This window comes from Blastococcus sp. VKM Ac-2987 (genome assembly GCF_026967805.1).
Lineage (GTDB): Bacteria > Actinomycetota > Actinomycetes > Mycobacteriales > Geodermatophilaceae > Blastococcus.
Genome location: NZ_JAPVBG010000001.1, coordinates 859,538 through 876,749, shown reverse-complemented (window position 1 = coordinate 876,749; position 17,212 = coordinate 859,538). Strand labels below are relative to the sequence as shown.

Annotated in this window: 6 protein-coding genes; 3 read left to right on the top strand and 3 right to left on the bottom strand. The window is 63.7% G+C overall.

Features of this window, described 5'->3' with window-relative positions; genetic code table 11:
* Nucleotides 1–68: 68 nt before the first annotated feature.
* Nucleotides 69–368 (bottom strand): helix-turn-helix domain-containing protein, encoded by a 300-nt coding sequence (locus tag O2W17_RS04235; RefSeq protein WP_269191150.1) that lies wholly within the window; start codon nucleotides 366–368, stop codon nucleotides 69–71.
* 106 nt (nucleotides 369–474) lie between these two features.
* Between O2W17_RS04235 and O2W17_RS22270 the strand changes: the two genes are divergently transcribed.
* From O2W17_RS22270 to O2W17_RS04225, 3 genes are all read left to right on the top strand, one after another.
* Nucleotides 475–654 (top strand): DUF433 domain-containing protein, encoded by a 180-nt coding sequence (locus tag O2W17_RS22270; protein WP_442864536.1) that lies wholly within the window; start codon nucleotides 475–477, stop codon nucleotides 652–654.
* A 1,757-nt stretch (nucleotides 655–2,411) separates the two neighbouring features.
* Complete coding sequence (locus O2W17_RS04230; RefSeq protein ID WP_269191149.1) at nucleotides 2,412–7,088, top strand: hypothetical protein; 4,677 nt, start codon at nucleotides 2,412–2,414, stop codon at nucleotides 7,086–7,088.
* 2 nt (nucleotides 7,089–7,090) lie between these two features.
* Nucleotides 7,091–8,098, top strand: coding sequence for an ATP-binding protein (locus O2W17_RS04225; RefSeq protein WP_269191148.1), 1,008 nt, complete (start codon nucleotides 7,091–7,093; stop codon nucleotides 8,096–8,098).
* A gap of 1,658 nt (nucleotides 8,099–9,756) precedes the next feature.
* Here the strand turns inward: O2W17_RS04225 and O2W17_RS04220 are convergent.
* Both O2W17_RS04220 and O2W17_RS04215 read right to left on the bottom strand, forming a co-directional pair.
* Nucleotides 9,757–10,611, bottom strand: coding sequence for a hypothetical protein (locus O2W17_RS04220; RefSeq protein ID WP_269191147.1), 855 nt, complete (start codon nucleotides 10,609–10,611; stop codon nucleotides 9,757–9,759).
* Nucleotides 10,601–17,080, bottom strand: a complete 6,480-nt coding sequence (locus O2W17_RS04215; protein WP_269191146.1) for a hypothetical protein — start codon at nucleotides 17,078–17,080, stop codon at nucleotides 10,601–10,603. The genes O2W17_RS04220 and O2W17_RS04215 overlap by 11 nt, the downstream gene beginning before the upstream one ends.
* Nucleotides 17,081–17,212: the final 132 nt, after the last annotated feature.

The following is a 17,212-nucleotide window of genomic DNA, read 5'->3' as shown; positions in this document are numbered from 1 at the left end:
ACCCCTGGGTCGTGGACTGGAGGGTCAGTCTGGCCGAGCGGTCCGACACCGGCGGAGCGGTTGTGGACTCATGCGGCATCGGGCGACGTCGGGCCGAGCTCGAAGAGTCCGCGCTGGTCCGTGGTGGTCCGGGCACGGCGCAGCGCACGGGGAGCGGTGCGGGGGGCTTCCAGGCCGCGAACGTAACGTTCGAGCTCGCTGCGGGAGAGGCGGCAGCTCCGGCCGATGTGGACGGGGTGCAGGTCGCCAGCCTTCATCAGCGCGTAGACCGTCGTGCGCCCGAGGCGGAGCACCCTGGCGGCCTCCTCGGGTGTGAGCAGCAGCGGGTCGCTGGAGACCCGCTTCTGAGGTCGCTGCGCGTCGCCCATCTCGCCCTCCTCGTCATGTGGCCTCATGCGCCGGCGTCCGGCGCCGCACGCCCACCTGGAGAAGGCGCCATTTCCGGCCGGTTGGTGACAGTGCCCGGCGAAGGTCCTGTTTTTCTCCAGTCCCTGCTGTCCGAGCTCGATCGCCGGCACCCGCGTGCCGGTCAGCGTGGTGCTCGACTGCCTGGCCGCCGGGATGAGCCCCGAGGACGTTGTCGCGGAGTATCCGACCCTGACCTCGGAAGGCATGCAGGCAGCCGCCGCCTACGGGGCCGTTGCTGGCCCGTGAGGAGCTGGTGCGCTAACACCTGAGCGAAGGGTCCAACCCCACGTCCTCGGCAGGGTCGCCGCCGCGTGCGGCGCCACGTCACCCCGTCAGCGGACCTCCGCATGGTCGACCCGATCGGCTACGTACATGCGTCCTCGCCTGCGCGCTCTCCGCGGCCATCTCGACTGCCGAACCGGACAAAATCACGAGCCGACACACCTTATGCATCCAGGACTGCGCAATCCGTTGTGACGAGTAGCCGACGACGGGGGTGACAGAGGTGGAGCCGGCCATCGAAGGGCATGCGGCGGGGGCGTCACCGGGCGCCTTACCCCTCGCACCGGACCGGTGCGCCCCTCGACGGGGCGTGCTGCGCGGCCAGGGGCACTGCCGTCCAGCAGAGCTGGAAGTCATGTCGCCAGCGAGGGCCAGTGGCGCGCCGGTTGGGGTGACGTCGGGCTGGTCGGGTCGCCGCCGCCCCGTCACCTACGTCACCCCCGTTGGCCTCCCGCTCAACCGTCCCGACGTCACCGTGGACGCCGGTGCCCTACAGGAGCAGTAAAGGAGCTCCGCCCTTCGGGCACTCAGTGGAGGTCAGGTGCGCCGCTCCACCGCGCGCGCCGCCGGTAGGACCGCAGCACCGGGTCCAGTGCCCGGCCGAGGTCGGGCAGGTCCCGGTCATAGACGCGGCCGTCTCTCAGTTGACCGGCAAGCTCACCGAGCAACCTTGGCTAGTCACGGCGGGTCGGCTCGAGGGGTACACGGATTTCGACCCGCCGCTCGACCACCTGCACTGCCGTCCGGCCGGAGCTCGCCGCGCGGCTCTGCTTCCAGGCCCGGTGCCGGCAGATGGCCGAACACCACTTCGGGATCGGACCGCGGCTGTGCGGGGGGATCGGTCCGCCGCACCATCCGCAGGTCGTCGCGGCGGTCCGGCGTTCGGGCCCGTCCGCCGCAGGGCCGGCCTGGTCCGGACGGGGGCGGTTCACTGCGGTCTCCTGGTGGCGCTGACGGCGTTGTTGCTCGCCTGCCCGCCTTCCTTCCCGGTACTCAGGGGTGCCGCTGGTTCCCATGCCCTCAGTCTGCTGTGGATCCTCCTGTAACCCGTCACCACGAGCTCCCAGACCATAAATGCAGGAGCTGTGATGACTCAGGATCTTGGGGCGTCCAATGCTTCCGGCTGGCTCCCGTGCGAGCTCCTCGTCCGTGGGGATGCGCCCAGGGAGGGCTGCCGGGCGGAGCGACACGGACGAGTCGGACTGGGGAACTGGATCTCCGACGAGGCACGGGGCCTGACCTGCCGCCGGTCGGCTCGCGGGCGCGCAACGGCCACATCAAGATCACTCACACCAGCAAGGGCATCAGTTGAATCCTCGTGAGGTCACGCACCAGGACGGGATGATCCTCGACAGCAGGAGGTCGATTGTTAGCGACACGGACTGTCGCGGTGGCGCCGGTATCCCCAGGTTGCCCGCGGCGACCGTAGAGGTGGCCATGTCTGCGAGGTGAGCGATGGGCGGGCGTGCCGCCCCTCGGCGGGCAGATCGAGCGATAAGCCCTGTTGATCAATGGAGCGTGATACAAGCGAACAACCGTGGCTCCGCGTCTGGCTCCGGTCACTCGCGTTGACGTTGTGAGGGGAGCGCTGCAAGTACGTAGTGGTGGCCATGGACGACATGCCGTGTGCCCCCCTCCCCTTGTTCGACTACCCTTCCGGTGCTGACGCTGAGCGCTTCCGACCATCCCGGCTCTCGGAGAACCCGCTAAAAATGGCCGCTATGTATGACCTCTTCCTCAAATCCGCCGGAATCGGCTTGACCGTTCGCCTGCGCTATATGACCGATGGCGTGGTCAGAGCCGTGGAGGGTTCCGTCATCCACCTTGAGCCGGAACTTGTAGCAGTCCGCACGGGGGACGGGATAGAAGCAATATCCGCCGGTGAATTGCTCGGATTCTCCATGCCCGGAGAATCCGAGATGCCGTCTCTGTCCGCTAACTCTGCGCCGGTCAACAGCTCATTCAGCACATTGAGGGCGACCGGGACCACTAGCCCACACGCTACCGTTGATCACAATCAGCGACAGAGGCGGGAGCCGCTGCCAGATTCGCCGGACAGCGAGGATGACACGGGCCGCGACCTATGGGACACGAACCCCCGCTCTCATTCATCAAGCCCCTCCGTGCCGGACCCGGGAGAACATACGGCAGGCTCAGCCGATCCGCAGAGTGCAGCTGAGGCGCAGGCGACGGCAGGTTTAGCCGATCCGCAGAGTGCAGCTGAGGCGCAGGCGACGGCAGGTTCAGCCGATCCGCAGAGTGCAGCTGAGGCGCAGGCGACGACAGGAGCCCGGATTGATGATCCGGTGGCAGCTGCAGAGCCTTCCGCGTTGCATGCCCACGAGCACCCGCACAGACCAGGGCCGGATGACCATGCGGAGAACGAACGGGTTTTACCCGAATCCGGCATCCCTACGCTGATCCATTTGGTTCCTGCCCCACCAAACTTCAAACTTTCCGGTATTTCGATTGACGACCGCGCAGAGATCGTCAAGGCGATGAACCGCTATCGCTATGCGATCAAGATTGGCGAGCCGGAGCGATGTGCCCAGGACGTCGAACGCCTCGCCTGGATTGCCGAACGGGAGAATCGACCGGATATATTGGCCTTGGCTGCCAGCCTCGCCCGCGTTGGGGGGCGCGCAGATGATGCCCTCACACTCTTCGAAGACGCGGCCCTTCAAGGAGATCCGGACGCAGAGTACGGCGCTGCTGCGATGCTCTTCGACGAGCACGACCCCATTGTGGCGTCGAGATATCTAGCGCAATACCTGGGCCGCGCGGAAACGACCGTGCCAGGCCCGAGTTGGGCCGCCCTCTTCGCCCAATTCTCCATCCAATCCGACGTGCTTCCCGATAACCTACTGCGGGAGCTACTTCCGCTTATACAGCAGCGGGCTCTGACGCCACAGGAAAGCTTGATGGTGAATCAAATTCTCTCCCGAAGGGACCTCGGTTGCGGCGCGCATACTCCGCCGAACAACAGTGGACCACCTGGCGACCTAGTAAGCGTTAAAGCGAACACCGCCGCCGAGGTAACAACGGACACTCACCGGACTCGGACGCCGGACAGAATCAGTGGTCACGTCCAGAGATTGGATTCCACCAAAGGGCACGGCTTCCTGGCGGACGGCGCGGGCCAACTGCACTACTTTGAAGTACAGAACCTAGACGATCACCAGCTCCAACAAGCCCTTCGCTCCGGGTGGCGCGGAAGAGTGGAATTCTCGAGCGAGAAGCGCATCACGCCCGCTGGCGCAAAACGTACGGTCGCGTACGACCTCCGCCCCCTTGAGCCATTAGGTAACTTTGGAACTAAACGCGCCAATCGGAGCGCGGCTAGGGCAGCGGCAGACGTGGATGTCCAGAAGCGGTCGTATGCTGGTGGCGCCGCCTGGGGTGAAGCTAAGCGTTTGGAGAGAGCTGGCGAACTAAACGGAGCCAAGCAACTCTACCAGCTCGAGATTAGCAATAAGGGCCCCCGCCGCCTCAGTGCGATCAAGGACCTCGCCTGGCTGTTGAACCGTCTCGATGAGTGGAAGCCAGCATTGCACTTGCTCGAGAAGCATCGCAATGACTTCGCGGGAGAGACACGGGCTGTAGACAACCTGCGGTTGAGCATTCTGCTCAAGGGGCGTCAGTACCCGCAAGCGCGGGAGGTTATTGCGCTCCTCTATGAGTCATCCGACCGCCAGCGGCGTATGAGTCTCACCAAACAAGATGTCTTCTGCTTGATCGCCATGGACGATATCCCCGCGGCGAAGGCGTTGCTTAAGCAGGCGATCGAGGAGTACCCGAACGACGCTACCCTGCCGCAACTGCTTGAGCGCACCAATTCTCTGAGCGAAGGTCTGGCGGAGGCAGACTTGCAAAGTCTGCAAAGCTACGTCACTGGTCTCTCGCCCTTCGCCGTCTACGCGCTCGAGGGTGCCCAACTCGTGGGAGCGGATGAAAGATCAAAAGCTCGAGGATATTACGATGAGCGCGACTTCCAGGAGGTAAACGATTTCCTGACGCGTATTAGAGGGCGGCGACCGCGGGAACGGGCCGACGTCGCCCTGACGCTCGCATACATGTGCTGGCAGAACCCACAGGCAGCCGGTGATGTACAGCTCAGCGACCTGTTGAGGCGATACTTCAGCCTGATGGCGGAGTCGGCAGCCATCGGCGGTGCGGATCGGGACACAGTACGCGCCTATGCCACCGAGGCGCTTGCCCTGGCAGCGCCGGACAAGGTTCTGCTCGATGCTCCGGTATTAGTGTCGACCTACATCGGCGATACTCCCGAGAATCCAGTGTACCGGGAAAGGCTTCACGAACTTGGAGCACGTTTGGAGGGGAATCTCGCCGCATGGTCGGCGTTTCTGGATGACTTAGCCTACTACGTTACCCGCAGCAGCAATCTTCAGGACGTCGTGCGGACTGAAATATGCAACAAGAGGCCGACGCTCCAAATCCGTGCGGACTTCTCGGCAACCACACAACTGGAACGGGACCGTCAGGTCCTTGAAAGTGCTCGACTCGAGGACGTCAAGATAATCGGTGAGCTGAGCCTCTCGCGGCTGCAGGATATAGCCGGCACGCTTGCCGATGTTGCCAAGAGTGCGCGATTCGCCTTGGATAGGCAACGCCTTCTCGAGATCAACCAGATCGTCGGCGACATGGCCCGCTACTGGGGTGAAAGAGACTTCACGGAACGGGTGTCATCATTCAGTCGGGCGAAGGCCGCGTTGGACCGGCTCAGGGATCGAATGGATCAGCAACCGACGGCGCTCTCGGTGTCCTGGATCCTCGCCATCGTCGCGAACCTTAGCGAGCGGGTCCAGTTTGCCTTTGAGAAGTACTTGAGCGATGCGAAGCCAGCGCTGACCGTTGAGAACATTCTGGCCGACGACCAGTACCGCCTGGATGAAGACGGCACTGTGACAGTTGCTCTGCAGCTGGAGCTTGCGCCTGGAAGTCCGCCGATCGAGGACGTTGAGGTTGGAGTTAGTGCAGGCAGCGGCATTGCGCTCATCAAGCAGACGGCCGTGGGCGACGTCATGCGCGCGGGGACGGTGCGGGAGGTTCGCCTTCAGCTGCGCCCCTCTGAGGAACACGTCAAAGACCTGGCGTTCACCCTGGACGGCGTTGTCACGTACTCCTCGAGCGGTTCTCAGGGCGTGGAGAAGCCGTTCTCGCTCGCGGTCCGCTTGAACGAGGAACGAGACTTCGCAAAGATCGATCCGAACCCATATGAACCCTACTCGGGCGGGAGTGTCGTCGCTGACCCGCACATGTTCTTCGGCCGGCGTGATCTGCTCGAAGACATCTTGGCGCAGGTGACGCTGGGCCCCACCGGCCAATGCTTTGTCTTGTATGGCCAGAAGCGGTCGGGCAAGTCTTCGGTCCTATCGCAGGTGAGTCAACGTCTCTCGCCCCCAGTCGTTGCGGTCAATGTAACGCTGGGGGAGATCGATGCCGAGTCCGCGAACAGAAGCTTCTTGCGCGCCTGCATAGAAGAGCTAGAGGTGGCCGCGAGGCGCCACAATTTTGTCGAGTATGTATCGTGGCCGACTAGCGATGCCCTAAAGGAGTCACCGATCGAGGCGTTCCGCCGCGTCCTAAGGTCTGCTACGGAGGCTCTCGGGACCCTGACGGGTCAGCCGGGCCGGATCGTCTACCTGGTCGACGAGTTCACCTACATGTACGAGTATATCTCCGAAGGTCTCGTCGACCGGTCCTTTATGAGGCAATGGAAGGCCCTATTGGAGAGTCGACTCTTCAGCGCGGTCATCATTGGCCAGGATTCTATGCCTAGGTTCAAGCAGGAATTTCCCAACGAGTTCGGGGTTACGCGCGACGAGCGCATTTCCTACCTCCCTAGAGAGGATGCTCTTGAGCTCGCCCAGAGACCGATATTTCTTGAGGGTAAGTCTAGGTATCGTGGCAAATCACTGGACAAAATCTACCGCCTGACTGCGGGTAGTCCTTGGTTTATTCAAATCCTGTGCGATGAGCTAGTGAGGCACCTAAACCACAGACGCGCGCCGCTAATCACGGAGTTCGACATCGATAGTGTGGTACGAACCTTAGTGAATGGTTCCGCCATGTTGCCGATCGAACGCTTCGATCCGCTTATCACTGCGGCAGGTGAGTCGGTTGGCCTCGCAGCCCGCCAAGACTACATGGCCATACTCGCGGCAATCGCAGCTTATTCGTCTCCGCTGACAGGCGCGCCTCGTAGCGATCTTTCTGTGGTGGGGCTGAGCGGATCGGCTGACATGGATGTGCTGATAGAGGACATGATCGAGCGGGAAATTCTGACGCGGGATCACATGAACCGGTTACGTATTCGGGTAGGTCTCTTCGAGGAATGGTTGCGAATGAATCGCCCAGTCACCATGGCCGTAAGTTGAGCGTGGCCATCAGTCCGGTGAACCCGTATGCAGGGTACGGAACCGTCGTCACCGGGGAGAGATTCGTTGGAAGGGAGAATACACTAGGGCTCTTGCATCGCACGGTTGGCGCTGGCTATAGCAGTAGGGCCTTGGTAGGAGAGCCGCGAATAGGAAAATCTTCAATTGCTAGACTGTTCCTAGACCAGTTGTCGGGTGACCGGAAGATCAATGCCTCCTGGGTTGACCTGAGCTCCGTGGAGACGAATCTCACGCTCTTTGATGCCATCTACGACGCATTGGTCGAGACCGTCCATCTGCCGAGTCTCCGACAAGCAGGATCATCCGCTGTGCCGTTCACTGGAACGAAGGAGCTCCTTCGTTCGAGCACAGCAGACGGTCGACGTCACGTTATGGTCATCGACGAATTCGACGCCGTTCGCGGAATGGAAAGTTCGAATCTATCTGTCCGGCGGCTTAGGGAGCTAATCTCACGACCTTCCGACTTCGGTCTTACCGTTCTGCTGTGTTGCCGGCGCCGCCTCTCCTCCATTGAAAAGCAGATACCCAACCTTTCCGATCTGGTAGGGGTATGTCAGGCCATCTACGTGAAACCTTTTACTCCGGCGGAGTTGACCGAAATGGTTGCCCGTCGTTGGAAGGAGGGGCTGCCCAAGGCTGAGGCCGATTCACTGGATGAAATAGCCGGGGGGCACCCCTTCCTCAGTGAGGCATTCCTCTTCGAGTTGGCTGAGGGCTGTCACTACGAGGAGGCAATCGAACGGTCGCGGGACACGTTGAACTCCTACTTCAAAAAACTGCTTGTCCTGTTGGAGGAGGACGATCTTTTGCAGGCGGCCCGTGATGTCGCAGTCGATGGCCATAGTGTGCCGTCGACGGAACTTGACGCGTTGATCGACTACGGACTAATCAATAGGAAAACGTCGGGACTCGCGTTGTGGTCCGCGGCGTTCGCAGAACTTCTATCGAACGAGGCGCGGCCAGTCGACCGATGGTCGACGGATGCTTAGGAGGCGCCACATCGGCTTCGTAGTCACCTTCTTAGCTGGGATGGCTGTTGGAGCCCTTTTGGAGTTGTATGTGTCTGTCCCGGGTTGGTATGGGAGTCTAAAGTTCGGAGTCCTCGGCGACTATGTTGGCGCGATAGCGACGGGGGGAGGCCTCGTGATAGCGGCAGTGCAGGTGCGAGACTACCGTCGATCGAATGAGGATCTCCGCCGGCGCGAGCTTGAGGCGTTGGCGCGGGCGGTCGTGGCGTCCGGTTGGGAGATCCGCCGCACAGGTGCGCAGGCGCAACTGCATGCCATTCTTACGAATGGAGGTACCCTACCTGTGTTCGAGGTTATTGTGGTTGCCTATCTGCGGTCCCAAAGGGTCGGGCAGGTTCGGGTAGGTACGGTCGCGGCAGGCGCCAACCGTTCCATTGAGTTCCATGTGAATCAGGGCAATGTCGGCTTATTGTACGACGGTGTTAGCGTTTCGGATCGGGCGGTTTGTGAGGTCCGCTTTCGAGACGCATATGGGGGCGTGTGGGCCGGTCGAGAAGGATATGTCAAGTCGATTAGGGGCGTCGAAGCGGATCAAAATGGCCGGGGGGCACGTGAGATAGCGCCGGGCTAGCGGGGACGCCGCCCGACGGATAGTCACCCATGTCGAGCGGCGCGTACCGGCCAAGCGCCTCGAGACCTACCTGTCTAACAGCCCCCCGCTCACCACGGCCCTCGTATGGCCGCCGAGTTCGTCATCCCGCGGAACGGCCGCCTCCGCACCCTCGCATACGCGTACCGATGGTCGTGCCGCTTATCCGGTGCAACGGTCTGGCCCGCGAAGGCGCCGACTGGGACAGCACTGCTGGGAAGCGGCGAACGGGTCGCTCGTCGGGTCGGATGCCGGCCGACACCGTCCACGAGGCTTCCGTTGCGACGACTACGTGCACGCGCGTGAAACCCGCCCGTCGCGAGGGGGGCAGTTCGTTTCGGGCGCCGCTGAAAAGGGCAGCCGGCGGCGTGACACAGTTGGTTTCATGACGCGGTTCGGTGGTGCAGAGCGAAGGGCTCTCACTAGGGCTTCCTGACGAGCGGCGTGATCTATTCACGATCTATCCATCAGTGAACAGGGGTCTTGAAGGGTTGCAGTCGGGGCCTCAGAGGGTCCTCCAGGCCTCCAGGACTCATCCAGGCCCTCAGGACTCCTCCAGTATGCTTATCGGGCGCTTAAGCTGCGGATTTGCGTGGAGCGGGAGACCGAGATTCAACCGGCATGCCGGCTTGGAACGTTGGATCGATCTCTGCTGGTCAGCCGTCTATGCGCTCCCTGGAGGTCCGCTCCTGACGCACGTGCCCCGTCGCGTCCTACAGCTGCAACCGAGAGAGTTGCAGATCGTCGGTGACTTGTGGCCGCGCTCAGCATGGCGACGATGGCGCGGGCAATCTGGGCGTCGCGGACGTCGGCAGCTTACTGGTTCAGCAACGCGGCTACGGGGGAGGAGGATGAGGGGCCGGGTGAACCGGTTGCAGCGGTTGCTCGCCGAGCCGTCACAACGAGTACCCGCTACCTCAGATGCAAGACGTGTGTCGGCTCGCGATCTTGGATTCCTCAGTTTGTGGCTGGCGAGGGGTGTCGTGCTCGCCGAGCTCCAGTGGGAACTAGCAGCGGCGAAGGCTGGCGATCAGTCGGGGGCGCCGGGTCCTTCTCCATGAGGCACAGATTCGGTCAGACCAGTGGGTCCTTCGCCCTCGCCCAGAGATCGTTCCTCAAACAAGCCTGCGAACTGATCGATCAAACGGCGGCATCGGATGACGGCGCTGCCGAGCGCCACTGTGAGAGCGTCCGCTGATTCGAGCCTCTCAGCCAAGTCGTCCAGGTCCTCACCGGCAGCTGCGGGTTCCTCCGTTCCTACGTCATCGGGCACGGGTCCTGTTGACTGCACGCTGCCAGGTGCCGCAGTCGCGTGATTGTCAGCTTGCAGCGCCTCAGGACCATCCCGCCCTATCCGCAACTGGAGGCGGCGCACGAGTTGCTCGACCGCGCGGGCTGCTCGGTCCTCTTCCGTGTCCGCTATCTCCATACCGGCAACCACCCACGGCTCCTCGAGTGACGTCGCCTCCCGAGCCGCGACTGCCACAGCAAGACGGATGAGATGCCCGACCTCTCGATCAATCTCGCACGCCGTCTGTAACAGCGGGTAGGTCGTCAGTGCTTCGGCGTTCGGCCCTTGATTGTCAAAGGGGCGGTAGTACGCCCATGGGGTCGGGTCGGGATCCAGTCGCGCGATCGCGCGGAGGACGGCTTGCAGGTATCCGTACGGTTCGGTCTGGAAGCGTGCGCCGCGTTTGCGTTCCCATAGTTTCAGCACGACGTCTCTCGTGGTCACCGCCAGTTCCGCGTCGTCGGGACTCGCCTCGCACCGTTTGATCAGCTCAGCGAGGTGGTGGGACATCCAGCGCCCAACAACGTCGCTGGGATCTAGTGCGTTTGCAAGGTCACGACCCAGTTGGAGGATGGGGTCCGCGTCAGAACTCATGGACGGCCCCTGCGGTGTCCATCAGGAAGTACTTGGTGTACGGCTGCAAGAAGCGGAATCGTTCGTCCTCCTCTTGTTCGCCACCGGCACGCTGCGTGACGCGATATGAGGTGTCGTCCGAGCGTCGACGGATCTGGACCTCGAGGATGAGCCATCGGTCCAGCTCGGCGAGCACAGAAGCGAGCCACGAGCGGTTTACGGTCAGCGTGTCCCCGGTGGATCCGATCGTGTGTCTCTCCCCGCTCCCGTCGTCCCAAGTCATCGAGACCGCCACAATGCTTGGCCCGGATCGCCAGAGGCGGTAGTCCGGGTCGGCGGTCAGGGCCTGGAGTGCCGGAACGGCGTGCGTAGGGCGCGCGGGCGGGAACTCAGCCGCGCCGGCGTATGGATCTTGTCGGTCGCGCCCGTAGGCGTGCCCGGGTGGTCTTATCCAGCCGGTTAGCTCAAAGCCCGGGATGGTAGAGCTGTGCTCCTCGTCGGCCGTGTCGGGAATCCGGTATGCGTGCGTGTCGGGCGCTGTCTGCAATGCCCTGAGCAGAGCTGGGGCGGTGGCCGGAGTCACGAGCGCTGAACGCACGCTTACCGTCTCGCTCCGTGAGTAGTGCTGTACCTGTCGGAATTCCCACACAACGACTTGCTCCGGTGAGGGAAACAGCTCTTCGTTGAACCTGCTGGACGTGATGCGGTATGTCCAGTGCGCGTCGTAGTCAGTGATTCCGGTTCCCGAACGGCGGTCTGGCTCTATGACCGCATTCCGGGGCGCCGGATCACGCCGGTCGGACAGCCAGCGCCCGTCAGTGCGGCTGGGAATATGCCATTGCAGGAATCGGGTGTACTCAGACTCTCCGGTCTCGAGATCTTCGTCGTATCGCTGCACGACGGGCCGGTTTTCGAGGAGAACTCCCGCGACCTCACAGAGGCCCTGGACGGCCAAGTAGAAATCAAGGTCCTCCTCCTCTGGCCACTCACCCTTGTGAACGTAGCTGCCTTTGGGATAGAGCTTGAGCGTGTGCCGGGCATCATCCTCGGCCCGGCCACGTGATGAAGCCGCCCACCGATCGATAAGCACTTCTGCCACCAGCTTTTCGATAGAGCTGTCGCTGATACCGAAGGCATCGCCAAGTGGGTCGCACCAATACTGGCGGAAGTCGAAGAAAAACCTGAATCGCTCGTCTTCGGTGTCGTTCGTGTCAACTTCGGCGTCTGTGTTCGCGTCGGTGGCGGTCGGGGTGGACCCGGAGCCGCCTGACGCGCGGTCAGGGAGTTCGGTCGGTCTGGTCGTTCTCCGGTCGCACTCGGGGGACGACGAGCTGCGATCGCCGGTGGCGGCTGTGATCTCGCTCAGGCAGGCGAGTTCCTCGAGGTCGGCGTGCCAATCGCGGCGTACTGTCCCAATGGGTCTGCCCACTCGCTCGATGCGGGTCTTCTCGGCTGGATCGAGCGCGATTGCGCCGGCAGCCTGAAGCCGTAACAGGCTGTCGCGGGCCAGCGGCGTGTTCACTGCGTGCGGGGTACCCGTGGCGGTCTGTGTCAGCAGGGGCTTGCAGAGCGCTGCTGTGGTCAGAGCCGCCGGCTCGGCGGTCGCGCGACTGATGCCGAACAAGAGCCACTGATGCGCGTGCCGTGCGTAGAACTCGAGGCGATCGTCGAGAAAGGGCTTTGCACTGATCCGTCCGAAGGCCAGGTCGAGCAGTCGCGATACGACGCCGACGTGCCCCATGGTGAGCGCCAGGTGCACGCAATGCGCGGCTTGCCAGCGTGTCTTTCCGGCGGGATCTCCCAGGGCTGTCCAGATGACGGCGGCGACGGCCGCGTTTGGCTCCCAGCCCTCCGTCGTTCCGTTGGGGTGATGTCCGTCGTGGGCGTCGAGAGGGGCGGCGTCGTCGAAGAGCGAGGCGGCGGCGTCGAACAATCGGAGGGCATGGGCGACGTCGAGGCGGCGCCCGAGGTGGATGGCTAGTGCGTAGGCCTGGTCGGCGGTAAAGCTTGAATGATCTCCCAAGGCGCGGCTTGCGACGTGTTCGTAGTCGGTGTCGCGGCCGGTGAGGGCTCGGGCGCTGTCGAGGTCGAGCGTGCGCCAGGAGACCAGCAGGAAGTCTGACGCGAAGCGATTCAGCAGCTTCGCCAGGATCTCGTCGAGCGCCGCCTGTGTGGCCATCGAGAGCGACTTGCCGTGGAGTGACTCGAGTAGGCGATCGAGGTCCCAGTAGCTCGATGTCGGACATGCCTCGAAGGCGCGCAGGATGGTGGGCGTGGCACCAAGGTCGGTAGCGACGTAGGCGAAGAGGTCGTCTCCGGCGTGCGCGAGCTGGCGGCGCTTCAGCGCCTCTGCCCATCCGCCGCTCGTGGTGAGGTCTAGGTCGACGAAGGAGACCTTGCGTGGCTTGTAGGAGTGGCCGTCGTCGGAAGGGTTGTCATCCGTCGCACGTGCAGTCCAGAGCAAGGACGGATCGACCTGCTCAACGGATGTCCGCGGGACCCCGGACATCGTGAGGAGCTCGTCGAGCGCGTCGGTCGTGAGTGGGCTGGGGCGTCGGAACTGGAGATACGAGATGACAGTCGACGCAGCGTCCTGGGGGCTCTTGGCTAGCGTCGAAGCCAGCGCACGGTGATCCGGATGCCGTTGACCCAATGGAAGCAGTATGAGAGCCGCCAGCGGGTCGTCGTTCAGCAGTGCCGCAGGAGTTGTTGAGACTCCGTCGGCAAGGTTTCCGATCGAGGCGATGCGTCGATCGCGCCATCGCGATCCAGTGGCGAGGGCCTCGGTCAGGGAGAGTTGCGCGGCGGCGGCAAGGAGGTCGGCGTGGTACAGGTTGTCGCCGAGGTAGGGCTCGACGCTCTCGGCGATCTGGCCCAGCCGGTAGGCGCGGCCTGGCTCGTTGGAGGTGCCTCGCCCGGCCAGGCCAGCGATGGCGAGCAATGCGCCCCAGCGGGCCCAGGCGTCATCGCCGATAGCGTCCGTGATGTCTAGGGCGGCCTGAAAGTGGACCGCGGCTTCGTCGGGAGAGATGCGGTAGGTGGCCCGCGCGAGCCGCACGAAGTCGGTGGCGAGTTCGCCGGCGTCCTCTCGGGCGCTGGCCAAGCGCTGGTGGCAGCGTCTGGCGAGCTGCGAGGAGAGCGCGTGAAGCGCCGGCTGGGTAGCCGTCTGTCGTGTGACCTCTACCAGAGTGCGCCGACTGATCGCGTCGTTGTTGCGGGCCTCGAACTCGAGCAGCGCAGCATGGTCGACGATGTCGGGAAAACGGGCTACGGCACGCCCGATGAGACGCAGGACGGTGTTGACCTTGGTCTGGTCAATCCGTTCCTCTCGCCACACCGGGGGTGATGCATCTAAAAAGGCGGCTGCGCGCTGGGCGAAACTGGCCCTATTTTCGGAACTGGGGTCGAGTTGAACATCGAGCCACGCTGAGGCCCAGGCAACCAGAGGCTCGACGTTCGCACGGTATTCCCGCAGCCTGCTGGACGACTCGAACTTCTCGCGTTCTCGCGCCTCTCGAATCTGCGGACCCTGGATGTCCAGAGGGTCGAGAACACGTCCCTCGAGACGAGCGCACAGTGCGAAACCCAGGATCGGGTACCAGACGTCACGGTCGTACGGGCCTCCGGTTCGGTGCCCGAGATTCTCGGGAAGATACCGGTGCAAGATCTGCTCGGCCTTAGCAGGCGTGGTGAGGTTGTGGGCGACGGCGCGCGTGACCAACCAAACGATGGCTGTCAATCCGTTGTGGAGGGGATCGCCTGCGGCAGCATGCCGATAGTCGTCGTGACGGCTTGGCTGCAGCGCCGTCCTTCTCCTCAGGAAGGGGCGCAGAAGACGCGCCACGATCGTGCGCTCTATCGCCACGTCGCGTTCCGCGCATGCCTGGGCAATCGCGAGTTGAAGATGCGCACCTCGGGCGGCGCGGGCCAGCTCATGTAGGTCCGTCAAGCGCCCTGCGTCGAGCAGGCGACGGGCGACGTCTACTCCGACGTCGAAGGCGAGGGTAGGCGGTCGCCAGCGTCGCAGGAACCCAACGCATGCGGCGGCGCCATCGGTGTTGAGCAGTCCCCAGGTGACCTGGAGGATGTCGAGTTCCCCCAAGCCTGAGTCGGTGTCGTGGCGTCGCGCTTGATTCGCCCAAGCACTCATCCAGGTGGTCGCGCTTCGCAGACGGTTTCGGGCTTGGTCGGTCTGGCCGTCGGCGCCGGCCAGCAGCGCGCCCTCGATCGGCAGGTTAGAGCTGGGCCAGCCTGCGCTCAGGCTTCGGGTCGCGACGAGTTGCTCGAGCACGCTCGGGTCCAGGAACCGTGCGGCCAGGTCGGTGTTGTCGCGGATCAGGTCGAGGCGCCGCGTGCGTCCGGCGGTCAAGGCTCCCAGCCGTAAGGCTAGCTGTGCTGCTTCGAAGTCGCGGTCGGCGCGCAGCGCCGCGGTCAAGGCGAAGTGGGTTCGCTGTTGCGCGATCTCGCGACGTTGGATCTCGTTCCGCTGTTCCGTTGGGAGTTTGTTGTCGGGAAGCCGATCGTCGGAAAGCGCAAGCTGCACAAGGTCGTCGAACCGGTTGGCTTCGAAGAGCAGGGCGGGCAATGAGGCGGCCACGTAGGCGTCCTCATCAGCGATCGGTAGCAGGCGCCCGAGGAAGGCGTCCAGGTCCTTCCCCGCAGGGCGGTATCGATCACGGAACCACGTTTCGGTGGGTTCGTCGCGAAACTGAACGGAGCCGCCGTCTACCAGCAGCGGGCGGCCCAGATCGGAGACGAAGCTCAGCACGACTGAGGCATGCACGCCGGCCAACTCGGCCAGGACGCGAACGGGGATCATCGGCCGTAGGGCCGCGAGACCGACGCAGATCGCGTCGATGTCCGCGCCGGCCGCGTGCTGTCGGTCCCGGATCTCGGCGACCTGCCGCTCAAGGAGGGAGTCGAGGGCCGCACCAGGCGAGCTCGGGTTGGGTGCCAACCAGGCCAGCGCTTCACGGATATCCGTCGTGGCGTCCAGGACGGTTGCCTGCACTCGCGGGTTGCCGCCAGTGCGGGTGTGGAACTCCGAGGCGTCGGCGGGGGAGACGTCGGGGTAGTCGGTCTGAAGATACGACCGGGTCTCATTAAGTTCGAAGCCGTGGAGCGGGATGTCCTGGTAGTTGGCCGGGAACCCCAGTCGGTGGATCCGTTCAGTCCGGCAAGTCACGACAAGGCGGACGTTCTGTGGGAGCGGCTCGCGGATCAGGCCGCGGACGAAGGAACGTTCGCCCATCTCCTCCGCGATCATGGCGGCGTTGTCGGCCGCGTCGAGGATGATGGTGAGCAACCCGTCCGGGGCGATGGTGGCAAGCGTCTCGGCAGCATTGACGAGTCTGCGCAAGAAAGTGCGGGCGTAGTCCTCCTCGTCGGCAGTGGCTGAGGGAATCATGGGATCGCACAGCCCTCGGCCTGCTAGTTCGTTCACGAGCTGGACGAACCCTTGCTTGGGTCGGTGGCGGGGCGCGCTAGGACGTCGATAGGAGCCGTTCCCGAAGCAATCGAACACGATTGTGATTGAGCCGTGCGGCAGGTGGTGTGCGAGGGCGCCAGCCAGGACGCTCTTGCCCACACCACCAGGTCCGTGAACAAGTGTCGGGACGGTGGCGGCCTCCCCGATCTTGGCGGCGACCTCGGCGAACTGGCGTCTGGTAATCGGTCGCCTCGGAGGTTCGATCAGATTTGGCGCGGGGAGCAGTTGGTCCTCTGAGGTCTTCAGCGAGGCCAGCACGTCCGCACGAAGGACCGCGGGGTCGTCTCCGGCGACCGAGGTCGCCCGACTGGAAATCATCTCTCGCAGCAGGAGTGCCTGATCCCCCGGCGCGCCGGGCAGCAGGTCGGCGACCTCGAGGTCGAGGAGGTGCCTGAGCTTCAGCAACGAAGGTGCGCGCTCATCGACCACGAGCTGTCGGCAAAGGTCGGCGACGTCGTCCGGGCGAAGGATGGCCGTGAGCCGGGCGCGAATCGCCTTCGTCGCTGTTGAGGGGATGCCGTGGCGGAGGTCCTTGAGCGCATCAAGAGCGGACTGCGCGGGGGCCCGGTTGGTGATGAACTCGAATAGAACGCGATCCAGAACCGCCGGGTGGTCCGCCTTCAGCGAGCGATACTTGCGTGCGAAGCCGACCAGCGTCTTGGTAAGAAACGACAGCGTCCAAGCCTCGTCGGCGTGCCGAGTGGAGTGCTTGAACTGGCGGTACACCACGCGATCGGTGTGGTCGATGTCGCTCGAGCCCCAGTACTCCGCGAGGTCGATAACCTCGTTCCCGCCATCACTGTCGTCCTCAGGAGTCGAAGCGTCAGCGTCGGAGACGTCCGGGTCAGGCGCCGTCGGTTGTTCGCTGAGGTCAACGGCTTCGACAAATAGTGCGTGCAGTCCCGAGTCCCTGTCGAGGAGGCGCAAGGATTGGCGTGCCGCCCACGTGTAGTGAAACTGGTCGCCGTCACGGCTGGGTCGAAGAAGGTCGGGCTTGGTCATCGTGCGAATATCACGATCCAGGCCGGATGGTCCGCGCTGCTCGCACCTGGAGAGCGCTTCGCGGGAGCTTGGAGGCTTCCCGGCTGGACGTGTCCTCGACGGCCGGCTATCACCGAATGCGACCGTGAGGGC

Excerpts from the sequence above, each read along its gene's own strand:
- O2W17_RS04235 (WP_269191150.1), bottom strand. The coding sequence starts at position 368 with ATGGGCGACGCGCAGCGACCTCAGAAGCGGGTCTCCAGCGACCCGCTG.
- O2W17_RS04230 (WP_269191149.1), top strand. The coding sequence starts at position 2,412 with ATGTATGACCTCTTCCTCAAATCCGCCGGAATCGGCTTGACCGTTCGC.
- O2W17_RS04220 (WP_269191147.1), bottom strand. The coding sequence starts at position 10,611 with ATGAGTTCTGACGCGGACCCCATCCTCCAACTGGGTCGTGACCTTGCA.
- O2W17_RS04215 (WP_269191146.1), bottom strand. The coding sequence starts at position 17,080 with ATGACCAAGCCCGACCTTCTTCGACCCAGCCGTGACGGCGACCAGTTT.